Origin of the sequence: Bradyrhizobium sp. 197 (assembly GCF_023073375.1) — a bacterium.
GTDB lineage: Bacteria > Pseudomonadota > Alphaproteobacteria > Rhizobiales > Xanthobacteraceae > Bradyrhizobium.
Genome location: NZ_JADPJJ010000121.1, coordinates 34,868 through 51,005, shown reverse-complemented (window position 1 = coordinate 51,005; position 16,138 = coordinate 34,868). Strand labels below are relative to the sequence as shown.

Genomic DNA, 16,138 nt, shown 5'->3' with positions numbered 1-16,138 from the left:
GGCGCCGATGGACCCTTCGACATTCAAATGGAAAGTTCCGAACCTCGGCGCCGAGCCGGCCACAGACGCCTCAAACGAACCGCGGCTCGACGTCCGACAGCCGAAACGAACGCTATGGCTGCACCAGTCCTCTCCGGCCGCCTTAAGGAAGCTCTGCAAGTCGTAGGAAGTTTGCGAACAGTACGTCCCCTTGTGGGGTGAGTATCGACTCTGGATGGAACTGCACGCTATATGTTGGTTGATCGCGATGGGCGAGGGCCATGAGTTCCGCATCATCCGAGCGTGCTGTCACCGTCAGGTGACGGGCAGATGAAGGATCCAATTCGACGATAAGCGAATGGTAGCGCCCCACACGAAGTGGAGACGGTAGTTCTTTGAAAAGCCCGCCGCCTTCATGTGTGACATACGAGGACCGACCGTGCATAGGACGACGGGCGCGCGTTACGCGTGCGCCGAACACCGTCCCAATGCACCGGTGTCCGAGACAAATCCCGAGAATTGGCACCTGACCCGAAAGTTCACGAACGACGGCTGTCGATATTCCAGCCTCAATTGGAGTGCACGGACCGGGGGAGATGACAACCGCGCGGGGCCTGAGGTCAGCAAGTTCGCTCACGTCCATCGCGTCGTTCCGGACGACACGTGTTGCTGCACCAAGCTTGCGAAAATATCGCGCAATGTTGAAGACGAAAGAGTCGTAGTTGTCGATAATGACAATCAAGATGCACCGGCGTCTTCAGCAATGAATGCGCGAAAAATGCGCTCTGCCTTTGCAAGGCTCTCCTCATATTCGGCGGCCGGATCGGACATTGCTGTTATCCCGGCCTGCATGGAAGACGGCCTGGCCGTCGCCGATCGTTACGGTGCGAATGGCAATATTTACATCCATATGTCCATTGAATCCTATGTAGCCTATGGCCCCGCAATACACCTCTCGCGCCACACGCCCGATATCCAAGATAATTTCCATCGAGCGTACCTTGGGAGCTCCGGTAACTGAGCCGCCGGGAAAGCAGGCCCTAAGTAGGCCTACGGCATCCTCTCCGTGTGCTAGCTCACCCGTAACGACGGACACGAGATGGTGCAGTGAGGCATAGGACTCGAGATTGCATAAGGACGGGACGTGGACTGATTCAGGCGTGCAAACGCGCGAGAGATCATTGCGCAGGAGGTCGAGGATCATGGTGTTCTCGGCGCGGTCTTTCTCCGAATGTACCAGCGTCTCAGCGCGACGCCGGCCTTCCTCGCAATCAGCAAAACGCGCCACCGTCCCCTTGATAGGTCGCGTTTCGACCTGTCGCCCGTCAAACTTTAGGAAACGCTCGGGCGAGCTCGATGCAATGGTGAGCTTGCCATACCGAAGAAGGGCGGCAAAGGGAGCCGGATTCATTTTCCGCAGCTGACAATAGAAGGCTATCGGATCGAACGAGTTCGCCAGGCGAGCGCTGAAGCGCTGCGCAATGTTGACCTGGAAGGCGTCACCCGACAGAATGAGATCAATCACGCGCTGTACCGCCGCGATGTATCCCTGGCGACTGAAGTTTGAATGCCATGAGCCGGCCTCGCCTGGTTTAAAATCAGGAGGAGGGCTGAGACTGTAAGCAGCCCAACAAATCCTTCGGCTCTTTGGCGAGCTCTCTCACGGCGGCGAACTGGATCCTGCTCCGGCCACCCGGTAGAAAGGATCCAGCATCTATCATGGCGATGTCGAAGCTTATCACGACGTCGTAAAGATGTAGGAGTGCCTGAGGCAAGCGATGCCCCCCGATGGTCGGCACCGGCAATCGCTCCAGCGTCCTGTTCAGCTCGTATCCAAAAAAGCCGGCGGCGCCGCCCTGGAATGCCGGGAGATGGGCGCGATGTATTTGCGGATAGTTGGCTAGCAGAGCGCGAAGTGCCGCCCACGGATCGCCCACAATGGACTCTCCGTTGCAAATACCTCTCCCGTCCGCGATGATGTAAGTGCTGAAGGGATCGCACGTCACATACGAGTACTGCCCGAGCACCGCGTGTCTCGATGCGCTATCCAGGAACGTGAGGTGCCTCCGATGCGCGAGGCGTCGCATGGCTATGAGGGCTCAATCCACTGCAGTTCCAATACATGCATTAGTCTGTCGCTCAGCGATACATGGCCGATTGTAATCCCGTCCGGCGAAGGCGTGCCTCGTGGGCACCCAAAAACCCCTACGTGCCGGCCAGGTTAATTACGCCCGCGGGTAGGGCCAGCCAAATGGCTCCGCATCTGTTGACATGCTGTAATCGGCCGCGAGACGTAGCTCTCGGAGCGGTCTTACCTGCCGGATCGACTCCTGGTAAAGCTCGTGCGCTTTATAGGCTACCAGTTCGACTTCGTCGTCGAATTCACCGTAGACGATCACGTCAATTTCGTTGCCAGGCCGGTCACTCTTGCGGTTGCGAGCGACCTCAAGCCGGCGTGCGTGCGGGATTTTGGCGAGTACGGAAAGGCCGTCGACTATTTTGTCGACATGCGCCTAATCTTTTGCGGTGAAGAATACGATGTGTCGAATCATAGATGACCGTCGGTAATCGCGAACATTGCGGTTTGACTTCGCCCAAAGCGACAGATGCCTCATCGCAAAGCTGCAAGCCTCGGGCAGCCGTTCAGATGCCACTGCACGGCAGGCGCCCTGCACCATCGCGGTGGCGGGTGTTTAGCTCGCTGTTCTTCCTCCGCTATTACGCAAGGTAGACAATCTCTGAGACGAAATTCTGCATCGAAGTAAGGAACCGCCTGATCATAGTCGCTAGGACAACTTCAGCAGATGCTTCCGTCGACGGTCATTAGCTTCGCGCGGATCTCGTGCATGAAACGGTCTCACTTGCAGAATCGGCGCATAAGAACTGCAGCAAAATGCGCTCCTTCGTTGAATACAGGCTGGGTCACCAAACAGAAGGGGGAAGGCCGCCGCCAGCCCCTGAAGCGATGACATCGACGCGTGACTTCAAGGTTGATTCCGCTCTTCGGCTGATCACCGCAAAGAGATGATCGTGAAACGACTTTCAATCGCGGAACGTGGCGATAGTCTTAGCCATACATGTCGCCTGGGAGGAGCTTATCGTTTCGGCGCTGCTCGTCGCGAAGCAACCACGGCACCTCGGGCGGCCATTTTTCCCAAAACTTGGCGAAGGCGGAGCAGCATTTCAGCGACTTTCCGGAAGGCAGCGCAGCCTTCCGGCGCGATGCAGCTTCTGATCGAGCACTCCGAGACGGCCTTCATTTGGACCGCGTTGCTTGCATGCGCGTGAGAGCCCAACGCGCTGGTACATCGGTGGATGCGATTGCCCAGGGAAGCGCGGCTGCCATTTGCTTGACATCAATACAAGTAATTCGATGGTCTTTCCTTAAGCAAAGCCTAGCGGAGGCAAGACATGCGCTATCTGCTGTTTGTCGCTGCTAGCACTTCCCATGCCACTTGGCTTTGTCTCGCCTTCGGGTGTACGTCCTGCGACACGCTTGGCAGGACGCTCATTGTCCGCAAGGACGTATCTGGGGGGATCCTGGCAATTGCCAGTTCTCGTTCGGGGACGGACGCCTATTGCGGTATCGACCCGACATACGCATTGGCGCGGCGGGTAGAACGATCGCGCTGACGACTAGTACAAGACGCCACGAAAAGACGCACAAGGGAAATGCGGGGTGTTGTTACGAAATCGTGTCTTCGACGAATAGTAGTGGCCTTTGAACGTGTGCAGCAGAAGCTGCTGACCTCGCAATGGCGGCCGCCGCTTAGATTGCGACCGCACTACTGCGCCTTAACCCCGCTTAGCCCTTTTTGCATCGCATGACTTGGCTGGCCGTGTCAAACTGTCGACTCTTCGATGGCCTGACGCTTGGGTTGCCACGGCTACTGCGAATTGAGCAGCAAGCGGACGGCAAGCGCACCGGCGCCTCAGGTCAGCGACGCCTCTAAGCGGCTCGCCTGACAAGTCTGTACGGTCGGGTTATCCACACGCCATCGAATTAGCGGCGGCAGACGCGCGTCTGCATAGCTTTCACGATCTGCTGCGCTGGAAAGCACTCCCATGCTTGCATTTGACGAAGGCGCGGCAGTCACTCCGAGCTCGTTTGAAGGATTTCACCGCGGAATTACGCGCAACGCAATTTTCGGCCGACAGGCAGGGGTTCATCGAACTAATCGATCGCGATATGCCGCTACAACAGAGGGTGAGCGCGAGGCCTGTTTCGGGAGCTGGAAAGTGCCAAGTATCCCGGGGAAGGGATTGCAGCAGGGCATGGTACGCAATTTCTATCAGCTCTGTATGGGGAAGTATGCCGGAGCGTTGATGCAGCGCAGCAGGTGTGAGCGGCAACAAATCCTCTGGCTGCAGTTGAACTTGATGAGGCTCGGAAAAGAACTCGCTCCGGTAGAGTATTGCCTCCCTGGGCAGAGCCAGCCAGTCCGACATGCAAGAGATGCGGTTAAGACAACGCGCAGGCAAATTGCCAGAATGATCGCATCGGCGCGCCCTGAGGCCCAGCGTGACGCAAGGCGCTTCCAAATGACAATTTGAATCTGGGAGTTCTTGCTTGATGGTCGCGCGACCATTGGAGTTTTTATGCACGCGCCTGCTACTTTGGAGGCGTATGTTTCCCTTTCATGGTTGACGAGTTTTCACTCGTCCGCCATAGAAAAAGGGTGGTCCCCCGGGATGCGCGCAATACTCAACTGCTTCGGTCGCAAGAATCGGATTACCGTTCGCCTAGCATATTCGGTGACGCGGGGACTTCGGGAGGGCGGTGGCTTCAAAATCGTAGGCGAGACAGGTGAGATTAAATTGTATCGCTTCGAGCTCCGAAATCGACCTGAGGCCATCTGACGGAACGGATCGAAAATGAGCCACGCTTCGGAAGTATCAGTTGAGCGGATCACGATTCCAATCCTGCAGCGGTGGAAGCAGGAGCGGCGGCGTGTCGCCATGACCACCGCCTACGATGCGGTTACTGCAGGCATCGCTGACCCCATCGTCGACATCATTCTTGTCGGCGACAGTGTTGGCAATGTCTGCCTCGGATTCGACAACACGTTGCCTGTCAGCATGGCGATGATGAATCATCATCTCGAGGCTGTTGCGCGCACAAGGCCCCGTGCCCTGCTCGTGGCCGATATGCCGTTTCTTAGCTTTCACCTCAGTCCGGAGGAGACGATACGCAACGCCGGAGGATTCCTGCAGCGAGGTGCAGATGCAGTGAAACTCGAGGGCGGGGCCAAGCGCGTGGAAATGGTGCGCGCCCTGGTCGATTGCGAAATTCCCGTCATGGGCCATCTCGGCCTCACCCCGCAGAGCGTCAATATCATGGGCGGATTCAAGGTGCAGGGCCGGAAAGCCGATGACGCTTTGCGGCTGCTTGATGACGCTCACCGTCTGCAGGAGGCCGGATGCTTCGCGTTGGTGCTTGAAGGCATTCCGGCCGAGCTAGCCCAGCGAGCGACCGAATCGCTGTCGATACCAACTATTGGAATCGGCGCGGGTCCTGGGTGCTCGGGCCAAGTGCTCGTATTTCATGACGTGCTGGGGCTGACCGAAGGTCATCGGGCCAAATTCGTTCGCGCCTATGCAGATGGTTTTCAGCTGTTGCAGGAGGCGCTGTCGCGCTGGGCTACCGATGTCCGCAGTGGAGCGTTCCCGGCGCCGGAAGAGTCCTATCGGCTTCCTGAAAGCCTGGGTAACATCATCGCAAACTGGGCTCCTCCTAAGACAACCTGATGTAGGTGCTACGATGCAGACGATTACGACGGTGGCTGAGCTTCGTCGTGAACTCGCGAAGGCTTGCAGCGCGGGCAAACGCGTCGGGCTCGTGCCGACAATGGGCTATTTGCACGAGGGCCATCTCGCCCTGGTCAAGGCGAGCCGAGCGCAATGCGACGTCACCGTCGTTAGCATCTTCGTCAATCCGACTCAGTTCGGACCAAACGAGGATCTCAGCAGCTATCCTCGCGATTTCCTGCGCGATGAAAAATTGTGCCGCGATGCCGGTGTTGCGATTGTCTTCGCGCCGGGTGCACGGGAAGTCTATCCGGCTCAATTCGAGACCTTCGTCGAACCGGGCGAATTGGCGAAGCCACTATGCGGGGCTTTTAGGCCCGGACATTTTCGCGGCGTCGCAACCGTGGTATGCAAGCTGTTCAACATGGTGCGTCCGGACGTCGTGTTTTTCGGGCAAAAGGATTTTCAGCAATGCGCGGTCGTGCGTCGCATGGCAACTGATCTCAATCTTCCGATCGAGATCGTCACCGTGCCAACCGTTCGGGAACCGGACGGGCTCGCGATGAGCAGTCGCAATCGCAATCTGAGCGACGAAGAACGTCGGCGAGCCGTTGCCATCAGTCGTGGGCTGTTCGCCGCGGCCGATGAGTTCCGCTCAGGAGTGCGCGAGGTGGATAAGCTGATTGCGATCGCGGAGCGGCATCTTGAGACCGTTGATCGGCTGCAATACCTTGAACTTGTCGATGGTGATACGCTCAAGCGGGCCGCGAGTCCGCTGCGACTTCCGGCGGCGCTCTGTGCCGCAGTCTACGTCGGTTCGATCCGGCTGATCGACAACGTACTGCTGGCGTTGCCAACTCTGTAGCGCAATTCAGAACCAAATCGACAAACCGTGTTCTTCTTATCCGTTTCGGCGGTCTCGTCGGTGTAACCCTGGAAGTTCCGACGCGGCCGCCCCTCGCGCTTCGCCGCGGCAAGGTTTCTAGCCGGGGTAGATCGAAGTGGTCGAAACTAATGCGCACGTAGCCCGCGTCGACCGGGGGCTTCCGCAATCAATTCCGACTGAAGATGACGCACGACTGTCTGGGGCAGCGCGTATTCGCCGATCTTGCACTGATCCTTCTTGAAGGAGAGAATATGCGCGTAACGGAACACCGACGCGCGATCCGGACGGAGTTCGATGCATTTGGCGCACCGGATCTAGCACTACAGTTGCAATTTTCGGGTGGTTCTGAATCTATGGGCCACCATCATTCGGGATTTGATGATTGGTGGAGCGTCGGTCGAAGATGCGCGACGCTGTGGGCTTCTTTGTTGCGGCAGACCAAGCAACGGATTCGTCCGCTGTTTACGCGGAGCGGGTCGCGATCTCGGCGGGGCAGCTTTCTCGACGGACTGTTGGGCAACGAGCGCATCCCTCCCGCACACGGACAAGAATCAACGCCGGTCCATGTGCACAGCCAATTCGATGAAGAAATCGTTAATGGCGAGCCGTGACGGGGGCGTTGACAAAGACGATGGGTCTAGCAGGCACATAAGCCTCTGCGTGCCTTCCATGATCAAACTGTTTATGTCGGCGTCTACACCGCGATCTCGGTTGACACAAGCTTTGGCAGGCTACGCAAGCCCAGAGTAACAGGGTTGCAGACCCCTCGCCTCGCATTGAGATCGATTGCGGTCGGCAGACAATTTCATGTCAGCTTTGCGACTGAGCCATATTGATTTCTCGCGAATATGACTACGGAAGGTGAGGCCGCGTTGGCGCGCTAAAGGGCGTCAGGAATCGTAATACGTGGTCTCGAGGCGCACTCGGGTGCTTCGTGCTCCTTCAGTGCGCGACCGCGCTCATCAATCAGCAAGTAACAAGCTTGTTGAGAGCCCCCGACGCTCCATGCCTAGCCGGCACAGTTGCCCGATCGTATCGAGATCGGACTGAGTCGTCACGTGCGTTTTCGCGGTGGCATCGTATTTGCAGTCAAAGATGTCGTCGCGGATCGAACTAGAAGAGTGACGATCGACGCGATCCGATATCACGCGCTGAACCGTCCGGCATGGCGGATTGCGCCAACAAACGATGCCCTCTCGACCGCCGAACCTGCGCACTCCTGTCGCTCGGGAGTCCGTCGTTGGTACAGCGCCCGCAGGTCGTCTATCAATAGGGTCCCTGTCATGGCGTCTGCTGGTCAACCATCCTCTCGGTTAGCAACGCGTCTTGCATTCTTCGTTCCCGGGGTTGGCTTCGGGGCCTGGGCCCCGCTCGTACCATTCGCGAAAGACCGGCTGGCGGCCGATGACGGCGTACTTGGCCTACTACTGCTCTGCCTGGGTGCTGGATCCATCATCGCGATGCTTCTGACCAGTGTTTTGAGCGCCCGCTACGGCGTCAGGCTGATCATTCTTGTGGGTGGGCTTAGTCTCGCGATAGTCCTGCCGTGCCTCACGACAGCTAGCAAGTTGGCGCTCGGCGTCGCGCTATTCGCCTTAGGCGCCTCGATAGGCTCGATTAGCGTGGCCGCGAACATTCATGCGATGGAGGTGGAGCGCACGGCGGAGTGCCCGCTGATGTCCAGCTTCCACGCTCAATTCAGCATCGGGGGACTTGTGGGGTCTGCAGCCATGACCGCTTTTCTCTCGCTGCAGATTGACGCATTTGTTTCGGCTGTGGTCTGCTCGGGATTGATAGTGATCGCGATCATGCTGGCGTGGCCGCGATTGGTACCAACGGCGCAGGCGGACCAGGGACCGTCGTTCGTTCTGCCGCGTTCCATCGTGCTCCTTCTAGCCGTGATTGCGGCGATCGCCTTCCTTATCGAAGGCGCGATGCTCGATTGGGCTGCCTTGTTGGTCGTCGGCGCTGGTCTTGCTCCAAAGACGCAGGGCGGCTTAGCGTATGTACTGTTCTCCATAGCCATGACGGTGGGACGCCTTGCTGGCGACGCCGTCGTCGAACGCGCGGGGGACCGCGCGACACTTATGTTCGGAAGTCTACTGGCCTTGGCAGGTTTCGGAGCTCTGCTGGCGGCACCGGCGGCCGTCATCGCCATGATCGGCTTGCTGCTCATTGGTCTTGGCCTATCGAATGTCGCCCCGATTCTGTTCCGGCGCGCCGGCACGCAGGAGGCGATGCCCGTTGGTCCGGCGATTGCCGCGATCATGACGGTGGGTTATGCCGGAATTCTCATTGGACCAGCTGGTATCGGCTTACTGGCCAAGTACGTGGGACTGCCGGCCGCATTTGGGGTCCTAGCCGGGCTCATGTGCCTCGTCGTGCTCTTGGCGCCGATCGCGACGGCGAACACACGGTGAATGCGTTTGAAACGTGAAAGAGCGGCACCCGCGCGCAAGAGAAGCTCCGATCGTATCTTGTCTCTCATCGAGACGGCAATGAGTTGGCTACCTGATATCTGCCTGGCGCCGATGATCGGCTTTTGCTGGTTCGAAAGCGGTGCGCTTCTCCGGAAGTGCTTCAGGCCCGGCGATTGGTGGTCCGCGTTCTTACAGAGATCTGCCTTCATGCCTACAATAGGTCGCTTGATGCGCTTGCTGTTCGCCCAATCGCTTCATCCCAGGCTTCTATGCCTATGTGAATCCGCGCTTTCGGCTGTTGGCAAGCTCGAGCGTTAAACCCGATTGCCCAAAGCGGACGTTCGCCGAGCAGGCGTTGATACCTAACGGACTTGGAAATACCGGTATCTGGTATCTCGCAGCCCCTGGACAGGTTTGTGCGGTGGCCTTAATCAATCGAATTCTGCAAGCCCGGTCGATTTGATCATTCTTTCTCGGGACTATCCCGACGTTCGAAGCCGAGACAACCTCGCCGGTGCGGGCGGTGCTCGATAGGGTCTACGAGAGTGAGAAGGACCACGAGATCGGCCTTCGTACGGATCTCGCATGGAAGAGTCTCGAAGTCGGCACCAGAAGAGAAAGCTGGATTGACGCGTACACGACGTGAAGATATTGCAGTTTTTGGTCGGTACGCTTTCATGGGCATGGTTCGGTCACTTCGTTCCCTTAGGATGGTGCCGCGCTTATCGCAAACCCTGCAGATGAACCGCTCCTTACAAGGCGGACGTGTGTCTGGCCATTACTCGAGCCTAGACCGTGGCGAGGTACTGCCGGACATTGGCGGCGACGATTGTCGTGTTTGAGATCAATTTTGACCGCCGACGCTCCCCGCATTTATCACGAAGCGCCTGCACCCTTTGGTTTTCAGAGTTGGTACGCGGCTTGGTCCGTTCGGGGCAACATTATGGCGCGACAATCAGGATGAGAGCGCGTATTGCCTCATGAAGGGAGTGTTCCCGAAGACGATGCCTCATCTATTTTGCTCCCGAGAAGACGGACGGACCATACGGGGAGGCCGATCGTGGAGCTGGCCGAGGTTTGCGCAACAACAGGCTTCCCTGTGCCGGAAGCGGGCGCTGTCACGGCGCAACCGGTGCCGCGTCGAACCGCTCCGCAAGATCTGCCGATCCAATCAGTAGCGCGCTAGCCTGCTCGCTGCGTCACGATTTGATGCGGCGCTGCAGCTTTCGCAGCAGCTTATTCGGCCAAAGTGACGATCTTTACCTTGGCATGGGCCATACGCTTGAACACGCAGCTATGTCTTCCTGATCACGTCAGAGACGATCATCGCCTCCGTCGGCACCACTTGAAACCGCCCGCGCAAGGCGTCGGTAATAAGCGCTCTGGCTGCCGAGGCTCTCGAATAGGGCAGGGATGAACCCAATGATGAGACCCTGGGCATGTTCGAGACCCTGCATGAACGGCTTGTGCGCGCCGCGAGCGCAGTCGCTGACGAGATCGCGCGGCGCAGGCGATGAAACGTCAGCGGTGAGTGAAAGAGGGGCGTGGTCACCATCTGATAGCCAACCGAGCGAAGCATGTAGGCAGCGTCTAGATGTGCTCACCTGTAGCCCGTTTCGCCCACCGACAACAGACGATCCTCCTCCGATCAGTGGTGCGAGTCTAGAATCGCTATCACATTCGAATCGCACTCTCTCTTCGCGTCTATGCAGAATTTCTGCCCGATGACGGTTTGTGAACACGCGGTCTACTGATCCGTCGTCGCATTGCCGATGATGACTTTGCCTTCTTCACCACCTGGTGCCCAGCGGGAACAGCCATTGAAACGCTTGTCTGTCAATCGGCCCATTAATTCCGGATTGATTGTCAATTCTCCTTTTGAAGCCACTTCGCGCCGCGGTGCGCCAGCCGAAGCTCGGGTGACGCGCTCGCGTGCCGGCGTTCGTCGAGCAGAAGAATGGTGCGTTGTGCGTCGCTTGATGGGCTACGGCCGCTTCGATGGCCTCGACACGGCGCACGTGATGGGCCGCCTCTTCGGCGGCAACTCTACGTCAACTTCTTTCAGCCGTCGTTCAAGCATGAACGTGCTGTCGTTGTCGAAGTCCACACCGCGTAGAAGCCAGCGGAACCGGCTCTGTGCGTGTTTCATAGCCTCGACAACCAGCGAGCCATCCCGCCTCACCAACGGCAGGCACTCCGTCCAGCCCGTCGCGAATCGGCCATCGTCATGGTCTGGATGACGATCCCGCCACCGACGTGCCGCCAGGGGCGACCATGTCGACCTCGCAGAAGCCCGGCCGCGGGCTGTCCCAGTCATTAAACGTCCGGTTCGGAACTTCCCGCCGGATGACGCTCATCATGCCGGCGCGTCTCAACAACATCGATCCGAAAGCGTGGCTCGCCGACGCCTTCGCGCGCATCGCGGACATGCCACAGAGCTGCCTACACCAGTTGCTGCCGTGGAATTGGACGTCGCTCACGTCGACGTCCTCCGCTCGGCGCACGTCAACAGAGTCAAGTGAGTCTTCACCATCGGTCGCGTCGCAAAGGACCTCGGCGAGGACGAGGACTGGCTTTGGGATGTGGCCAACGGAGTGGACCCGGTGGGCGGCGTCATCTGGGTTTACAGCATACGTAACGACGGCGTCATGGCGTTCACCGACTCGGCTAACCTGATGGAGCTCATCAGGATGCACAGGGGAACCGAACCCCTCAGGCGGTGGAATCGGTGATCCACTATCCGCGGCTTATCTCGGATGGATACAGTTCAACCAGCTGCACGCGCTATTCAGTTGAAGCCGACTTCACCCACTTAGCCGGTTTCGCAGTGCCTGCCGATCGACGACGAGGTAGAGGAGGCTCAGATCTGCGTGCCGTCTTCCCGCGAGCCGTCTGACCAGCGCCCGGGTACCGTCGACCACAAACACTCCGCAATCATAGCCGTTCCCCTGCTCGCGCATGGGGGCATCTCGCAAATCGGCTCCCACCCGCGCTGCGAGCATTGCTGCAGGTCTGGCATTGTGTCGCTTGGCAGAGTCATAATGATGGGCAACAGGCCGGTGGCGATCGCGGCGATCTACCAGCAGCAACGACCAATGGGAGCCGCGGGCACGAAGGTTCGTAGCGCTCGCATCACTCACCGGCAAGAACAGGAAGTCGGCCGTATCGTTGCCATTCCGATCGTTGACAATGCGACGGAATGCGTCCTGGGCGTCGCCGTCCGTACCATGGCCCACCTGAAAGGCGATGAGAGGATCGACGAACCGGGTCCGGGCGGCGAGGTTTGGATTGTTTTGCCGCAACTCCTGCGACAGCAGCTCGTAGTCCCGCTGGATATGCGCGTCACCCAGCCATTCCGAGGCTCCGAGCACCCGTCCGCTGCGGTCGCCGGCAGAGGCACTCGCCCTCGAAGCGCCGATCCGGGCATCAGGAACCGAGGATGGGCCAGGGTGATGGATCAGTTGGGCGTCGCGGCGTCCTCGCGGCCCCAATGCGATGGAGTAGGTCTCACCGTTGATAGAGACCGGCTGGGGAGCCATTCGCGAACTCGGCAACAGCATTCTATTGTCCAGTACATCGAGCAGGAAGTCCGGCACCGGCTGTGAGCCATGCTGCCAATCCTCGCCGACGAGATATCCGATATCCTCGAGCTCTTGCGGCGTGCCTGATGAACCGATGAAGAACGGCGGTCTGCCGGCAGGGCTGAGCACCGGCCTTGACTGGGCGTCGTCACGCATTTCCTGCGGTGTGGACGGCAGATCAGTGAAAGAAGCCAAACCGTGGTAGATGTCTGAGGACCGAGCTGGCGCGCCCTCCGGAGTTGGCCACTCGAAGTCGGACGGCACCCGTGGAGACCAGGTTAAGCTCGAGCCGGCCAGGTCCTGCCAACCCGGTCCAACCGGGCCTTGCGGTGCCGGCCACTCACTTGGATCAAAGTCGGACGGCACGCGCGGGGACCAGGTCGAGCTCGACCTAGCCGGTTGCTGCAAGCCGGCCTGCCCAAACGGATCTAGCAGCGGCGGCCACTCACTTTCGGACGGCGGAGTCTGCAAATCTCGTACCCAGGTTGAGGTTGAGTTCGAGCTAGCCCTCTGCTGAGGGAAGGTCACACCCAGCGCCCGGTTCGCCTCAACGAGTTGCAGATACTGCCTGAGCTTCTTGAGACTCAGGCCAAGTTTCCCTTTGGCTTCCGTGAAAGCCCGGTGGTCTGCGTCCAGCGAGCGCCGCTGCTCACTATTGCCGTTGATTCGGCTCGCGATGCTTTCCCTACCCTCTGTGCGGAGCCAATTACTGAAATTGCGTTGGGCCGAAGCAGTATTACGAATTGTTTTTCTTCTCTGTTCGGAAGCTGGGTCGAGGTTTCTCAGCTCTTCCTTGGCCAGGCTCTCGATCAGGCTGGCGTCATCGTCATAAGCACGAAGTCCTTGTTGGGGCTCGAGACCCAGGTATTGTCGAAGGAGATCGAGTGGGGGTGTCTGCTTTGTGGCTTTGCTGTACGCCGCATAATCTGCGCTCAATGACGACTGCTGCTTAGCATTGCCCTCGATACGGTCCATGATGCTCGGCCTGCCCTCTCTTTGAAGCCAATCACTAAAAGAGCGTAGCCTGGAAGCCCTCGCCGAAGCGCAGATTTTCTCCTTGCGAGTCGCGTCGGATCCAAGCTTGGATAGAGCGTCCGTCAAAAAGTCACTGATCGTGGAGACGTCCTTCGGATGAGCCGACAATGTTTCGCGCCCCATCAGGCGGGGCCCGGCACCGACAGCTTGGAGCCCGTCAGCCCCGATCCTCCGGAGATGAGACAATGCCGCGCTGAGGCGGTCACGATCATCGCCGCCAGCTTCGAAGTACTCGTGGATGTCGTCGGCGAGCGACATTGGCTCATTGAATGCCCGAGGAGCCAGGGGCTCCTTGTTCTGCGCTCGGAGCCAACGAGCAAACGCGTTGAGCGCCTGCACATTGCCCTTGATCGTTGCAAGCGGGACCTTTCCAGTCCCGCGGCCTCTGGTACCATCGGGATCTACTCTGTAGTCTTTGACGTTTTCCACGAACTGGCGGATCATCCGCTCGTCTTGGGGGTGCATCGGTTGCTCTCGCGTACCCACCCCAGCTGGAGCGGATATGGGATTTCCAGCCTGGAAATTCTGGAGTGTATCCAAGGCTCCGCCCACATAGTTCCTGCTATTGGCGCTCGCCACCTTCTTGAATTCATCTTTATAGGCTGTCAGCAGATCAGCATTGCCAAGCAGGTCGTTCAGAGTGACGCCTTTGGGTTGGAGGAATTCGCTGAACATTCGAAGAGCCATCACATAATTCTCGATCGTCTTCGTCTTACGGTTCGCGCTGCCCAATGCCGTCTTGAACTCTTCAATCAGCGCTAGGTCTGCTTCGGACGGGCGACTGCGCTTTGCAAAGTCGATGCGAAGCTCCGAGTAGACGTCATCAGAGGCTGGGCCGCCGGACAACTTCTCACGGTGGTTTCCTCCAAAGACTTTGCTTAACCCTGATTTGACCCGAGAGAACAGTCCACGCGGCTTGTTGTCCTTCGTCCGCGCCGTAGGTTGTTCCTCCGAGGGCGCTGCGTAACGCATGCTGCTGAATGGCCTGTCCTGCAAGTCAGACCGGTAATTATTTGCAGCCGAGCCAAGATGAGCGTGCGGAACATCGACACTGTGACGCGTGCTGCTGAACGAATTGTCCCGCAGGTTGGACCTTGGCCGCATTCGCATCGAACCACCAACGTCCGTACGCTGGATGTTTTCATGCGACCGTGCGGCTGAACTGTCGGGGGAACTAACCCCGGAACTCTCCTCAGGAGAGCGGAGTTGCAGCTCGCCCAATTGCTGCTCGAAGCCAGCTTGATCCGCAGGGTCGACGTCGGCCTCTTGCCCCGCACGCTGCAACGCCTGCTGCTCGGCGTACCAGCGCATCCAAGAGTTCGGATCGTTATAGATCGGTTCCACACGACTCTCCTAAGATGAGAAGATTCTTCATAGCTGCCCCGGAGCCACACTCCGGCGCATTGACCACAGAGACTCCGGCTTCAAAAAGCCGGACGTCAAGATCGCCAAATTGAACAAAAAGGGACTGTTATCGCGCGTCGCTCCGAGCTCGTGCATTACTCACACCTGCCCGGTCTTGGCTGCTGCAGAAAAGCGCCCCGGCTCCTGGGCAACAGGTGACCGCTCGCCAAACCTCAAAACGATCCAGGAGAAACGAAACCCAAATACTCGCACGACTCAAAAAGCCACGGTGTTGCCGCCCCTCCTTCCGGGACATCGCATGCGGCACATCGGCGACCGACATTGGGCCGCCCCACTGCTGTTGGAAGGCGACCGGGTTTCAATACTTGGACTGCAAGCTCTGCTTCCTCTTCAGATCACCGTCCTCACATTCGCTACAACCAACCGAGCCTCTCCGAGTGATCATGAAGCTTCAGAGAAGGCCGTATGTATGATTCAGACTGTACAACCTGACGCTACGTAGACTTCAAGCCCCCATCGCTGTCGCGTCGAGCCTGCTTGGGTTTTCATACCCGTTTCACGATGCGGCAAATCCTCTCAGCTTGGTGATCTACCCCGCTTTCGAGCGCCTTAATTGCGCGAGGCGCGCCGCCGCCGATGAATACCAAAGACGTGTTGGCAGCGGCGTAAGCGCGAAGCTTTGGCCGTTCAGGCTTGGAAGTTCAGGGCATGAGAGTATCGATCTGAGAGATCGGCCAGCGCCGCGCGATCCCTTCGAGAGTTTGCGTGAGCCAGGAGTGCGGGTCGAGGTCGTTCATCTTCGTTGGTCTGCAGCAGCGTGGCGATGGTGGCCCAGGTCCGGCCACCATGGCTGCCCGCGAAGAGCGCGTTTTTTTCCTGTGATGGTTGGTGGCCGGATTGCGCGCTCGACGGTGTTGGAGTCGAGCTTGATGCGACCGTCGCTTAGGAAGCGCTCGAGAGCGGTGCGCCTGGATGTGGCACACGGATCGGCCTCAAGCGTGTAGGGCATCATGGGCGATCGTCCCGGTCGGAAGCCATACGAGGATGGCAAGAAGTCGGTTGAAATGTTCCTGAATGCTGTGCTGTGCCTGCCTCACGTAATTTGCTCCCCAGTGGGATGGGAC

Annotated in this window: 7 protein-coding genes and 3 pseudogenes; 5 read left to right on the top strand and 5 right to left on the bottom strand. The window is 58.6% G+C overall.

What is annotated here, in order from left to right:
* Positions 1 to 142 precede the first annotated feature (142 nt).
* The 3 genes and pseudogenes from IVB27_RS27805 to IVB27_RS27795 form a co-directional block, all read right to left on the bottom strand.
* Entirely contained in the window at positions 143 to 721 is a 579-nt protein-coding gene (locus tag IVB27_RS27805; protein WP_247446192.1) for an anthranilate synthase component II, read from the bottom strand.
* Positions 718 to 2,107, bottom strand: a pseudogene (pabB, locus tag IVB27_RS27800) (aminodeoxychorismate synthase component I). The gene IVB27_RS27805 and the pseudogene pabB overlap by 4 nt, the downstream one beginning before the upstream one ends.
* A gap of 97 nt (positions 2,108 to 2,204) precedes the next feature.
* A complete protein-coding gene (locus IVB27_RS27795) occupies positions 2,205 to 2,477 on the bottom strand; it encodes a Dabb family protein (RefSeq protein WP_345946932.1) in 273 nt (90 codons plus the stop codon).
* Positions 2,478 to 4,854: 2,377 nt separating this feature from the next.
* On the opposite strand from IVB27_RS27795, the gene panB reads away from it, so the two are divergent.
* From panB to IVB27_RS27765, 5 genes and pseudogenes are all read left to right on the top strand, one after another.
* Entirely contained in the window at positions 4,855 to 5,727 is an 873-nt protein-coding gene (gene panB, locus IVB27_RS27785; protein WP_247446191.1) for a 3-methyl-2-oxobutanoate hydroxymethyltransferase, read from the top strand.
* Between the two features lie 13 nt (positions 5,728 to 5,740).
* Positions 5,741 to 6,592: a pantoate--beta-alanine ligase gene (gene panC, locus IVB27_RS27780; protein ID WP_247446204.1), complete on the top strand. Its 852-nt coding sequence runs from the start codon at positions 5,741 to 5,743 to the stop codon at positions 6,590 to 6,592.
* Positions 6,593 to 6,795: 203 nt separating this feature from the next.
* On the top strand, positions 6,796 to 7,224 hold the full coding sequence (locus IVB27_RS27775; RefSeq protein ID WP_247446207.1) for a hypothetical protein: 429 nt from the start codon (positions 6,796 to 6,798) through the stop codon (positions 7,222 to 7,224).
* 672 nt (positions 7,225 to 7,896) lie between these two features.
* Complete coding sequence (locus tag IVB27_RS27770) at positions 7,897 to 9,033, top strand: MFS transporter (RefSeq protein ID WP_247367985.1); 1,137 nt, start codon at positions 7,897 to 7,899, stop codon at positions 9,031 to 9,033.
* A gap of 2,355 nt (positions 9,034 to 11,388) precedes the next feature.
* Positions 11,389 to 11,502 (top strand): annotated as a pseudogene (locus tag IVB27_RS27765) (transposase domain-containing protein); the annotation flags it as partial.
* A gap of 335 nt (positions 11,503 to 11,837) precedes the next feature.
* Here IVB27_RS27765 and IVB27_RS27755 read toward each other — a convergent pair.
* Both IVB27_RS27755 and IVB27_RS27750 read right to left on the bottom strand, forming a co-directional pair.
* Positions 11,838 to 14,993, bottom strand: a complete 3,156-nt coding sequence (locus IVB27_RS27755) for a Ulp1 family isopeptidase (RefSeq protein ID WP_247446190.1) — start codon at positions 14,991 to 14,993, stop codon at positions 11,838 to 11,840.
* Between the two features lie 722 nt (positions 14,994 to 15,715).
* A pseudogene (locus tag IVB27_RS27750) lies at positions 15,716 to 16,008 on the bottom strand (IS66 family transposase); the annotation flags it as partial.
* Positions 16,009 to 16,138 lie beyond the last annotated feature (130 nt).

What these genes read in the sequence shown, in the direction of transcription:
- panB (WP_247446191.1), top strand. Translation starts at nt 4,855, where the DNA reads ATGAGCCACGCTTCGGAAGTATCAGTTGAGCGGATCACGATTCCAATC.
- panC (WP_247446204.1), top strand. Translation starts at nt 5,741, where the DNA reads ATGCAGACGATTACGACGGTGGCTGAGCTTCGTCGTGAACTCGCGAAG.
- IVB27_RS27775 (WP_247446207.1), top strand. Translation starts at nt 6,796, where the DNA reads ATGACGCACGACTGTCTGGGGCAGCGCGTATTCGCCGATCTTGCACTG.
- IVB27_RS27770 (WP_247367985.1), top strand. Translation starts at nt 7,897, where the DNA reads ATGGCGTCTGCTGGTCAACCATCCTCTCGGTTAGCAACGCGTCTTGCA.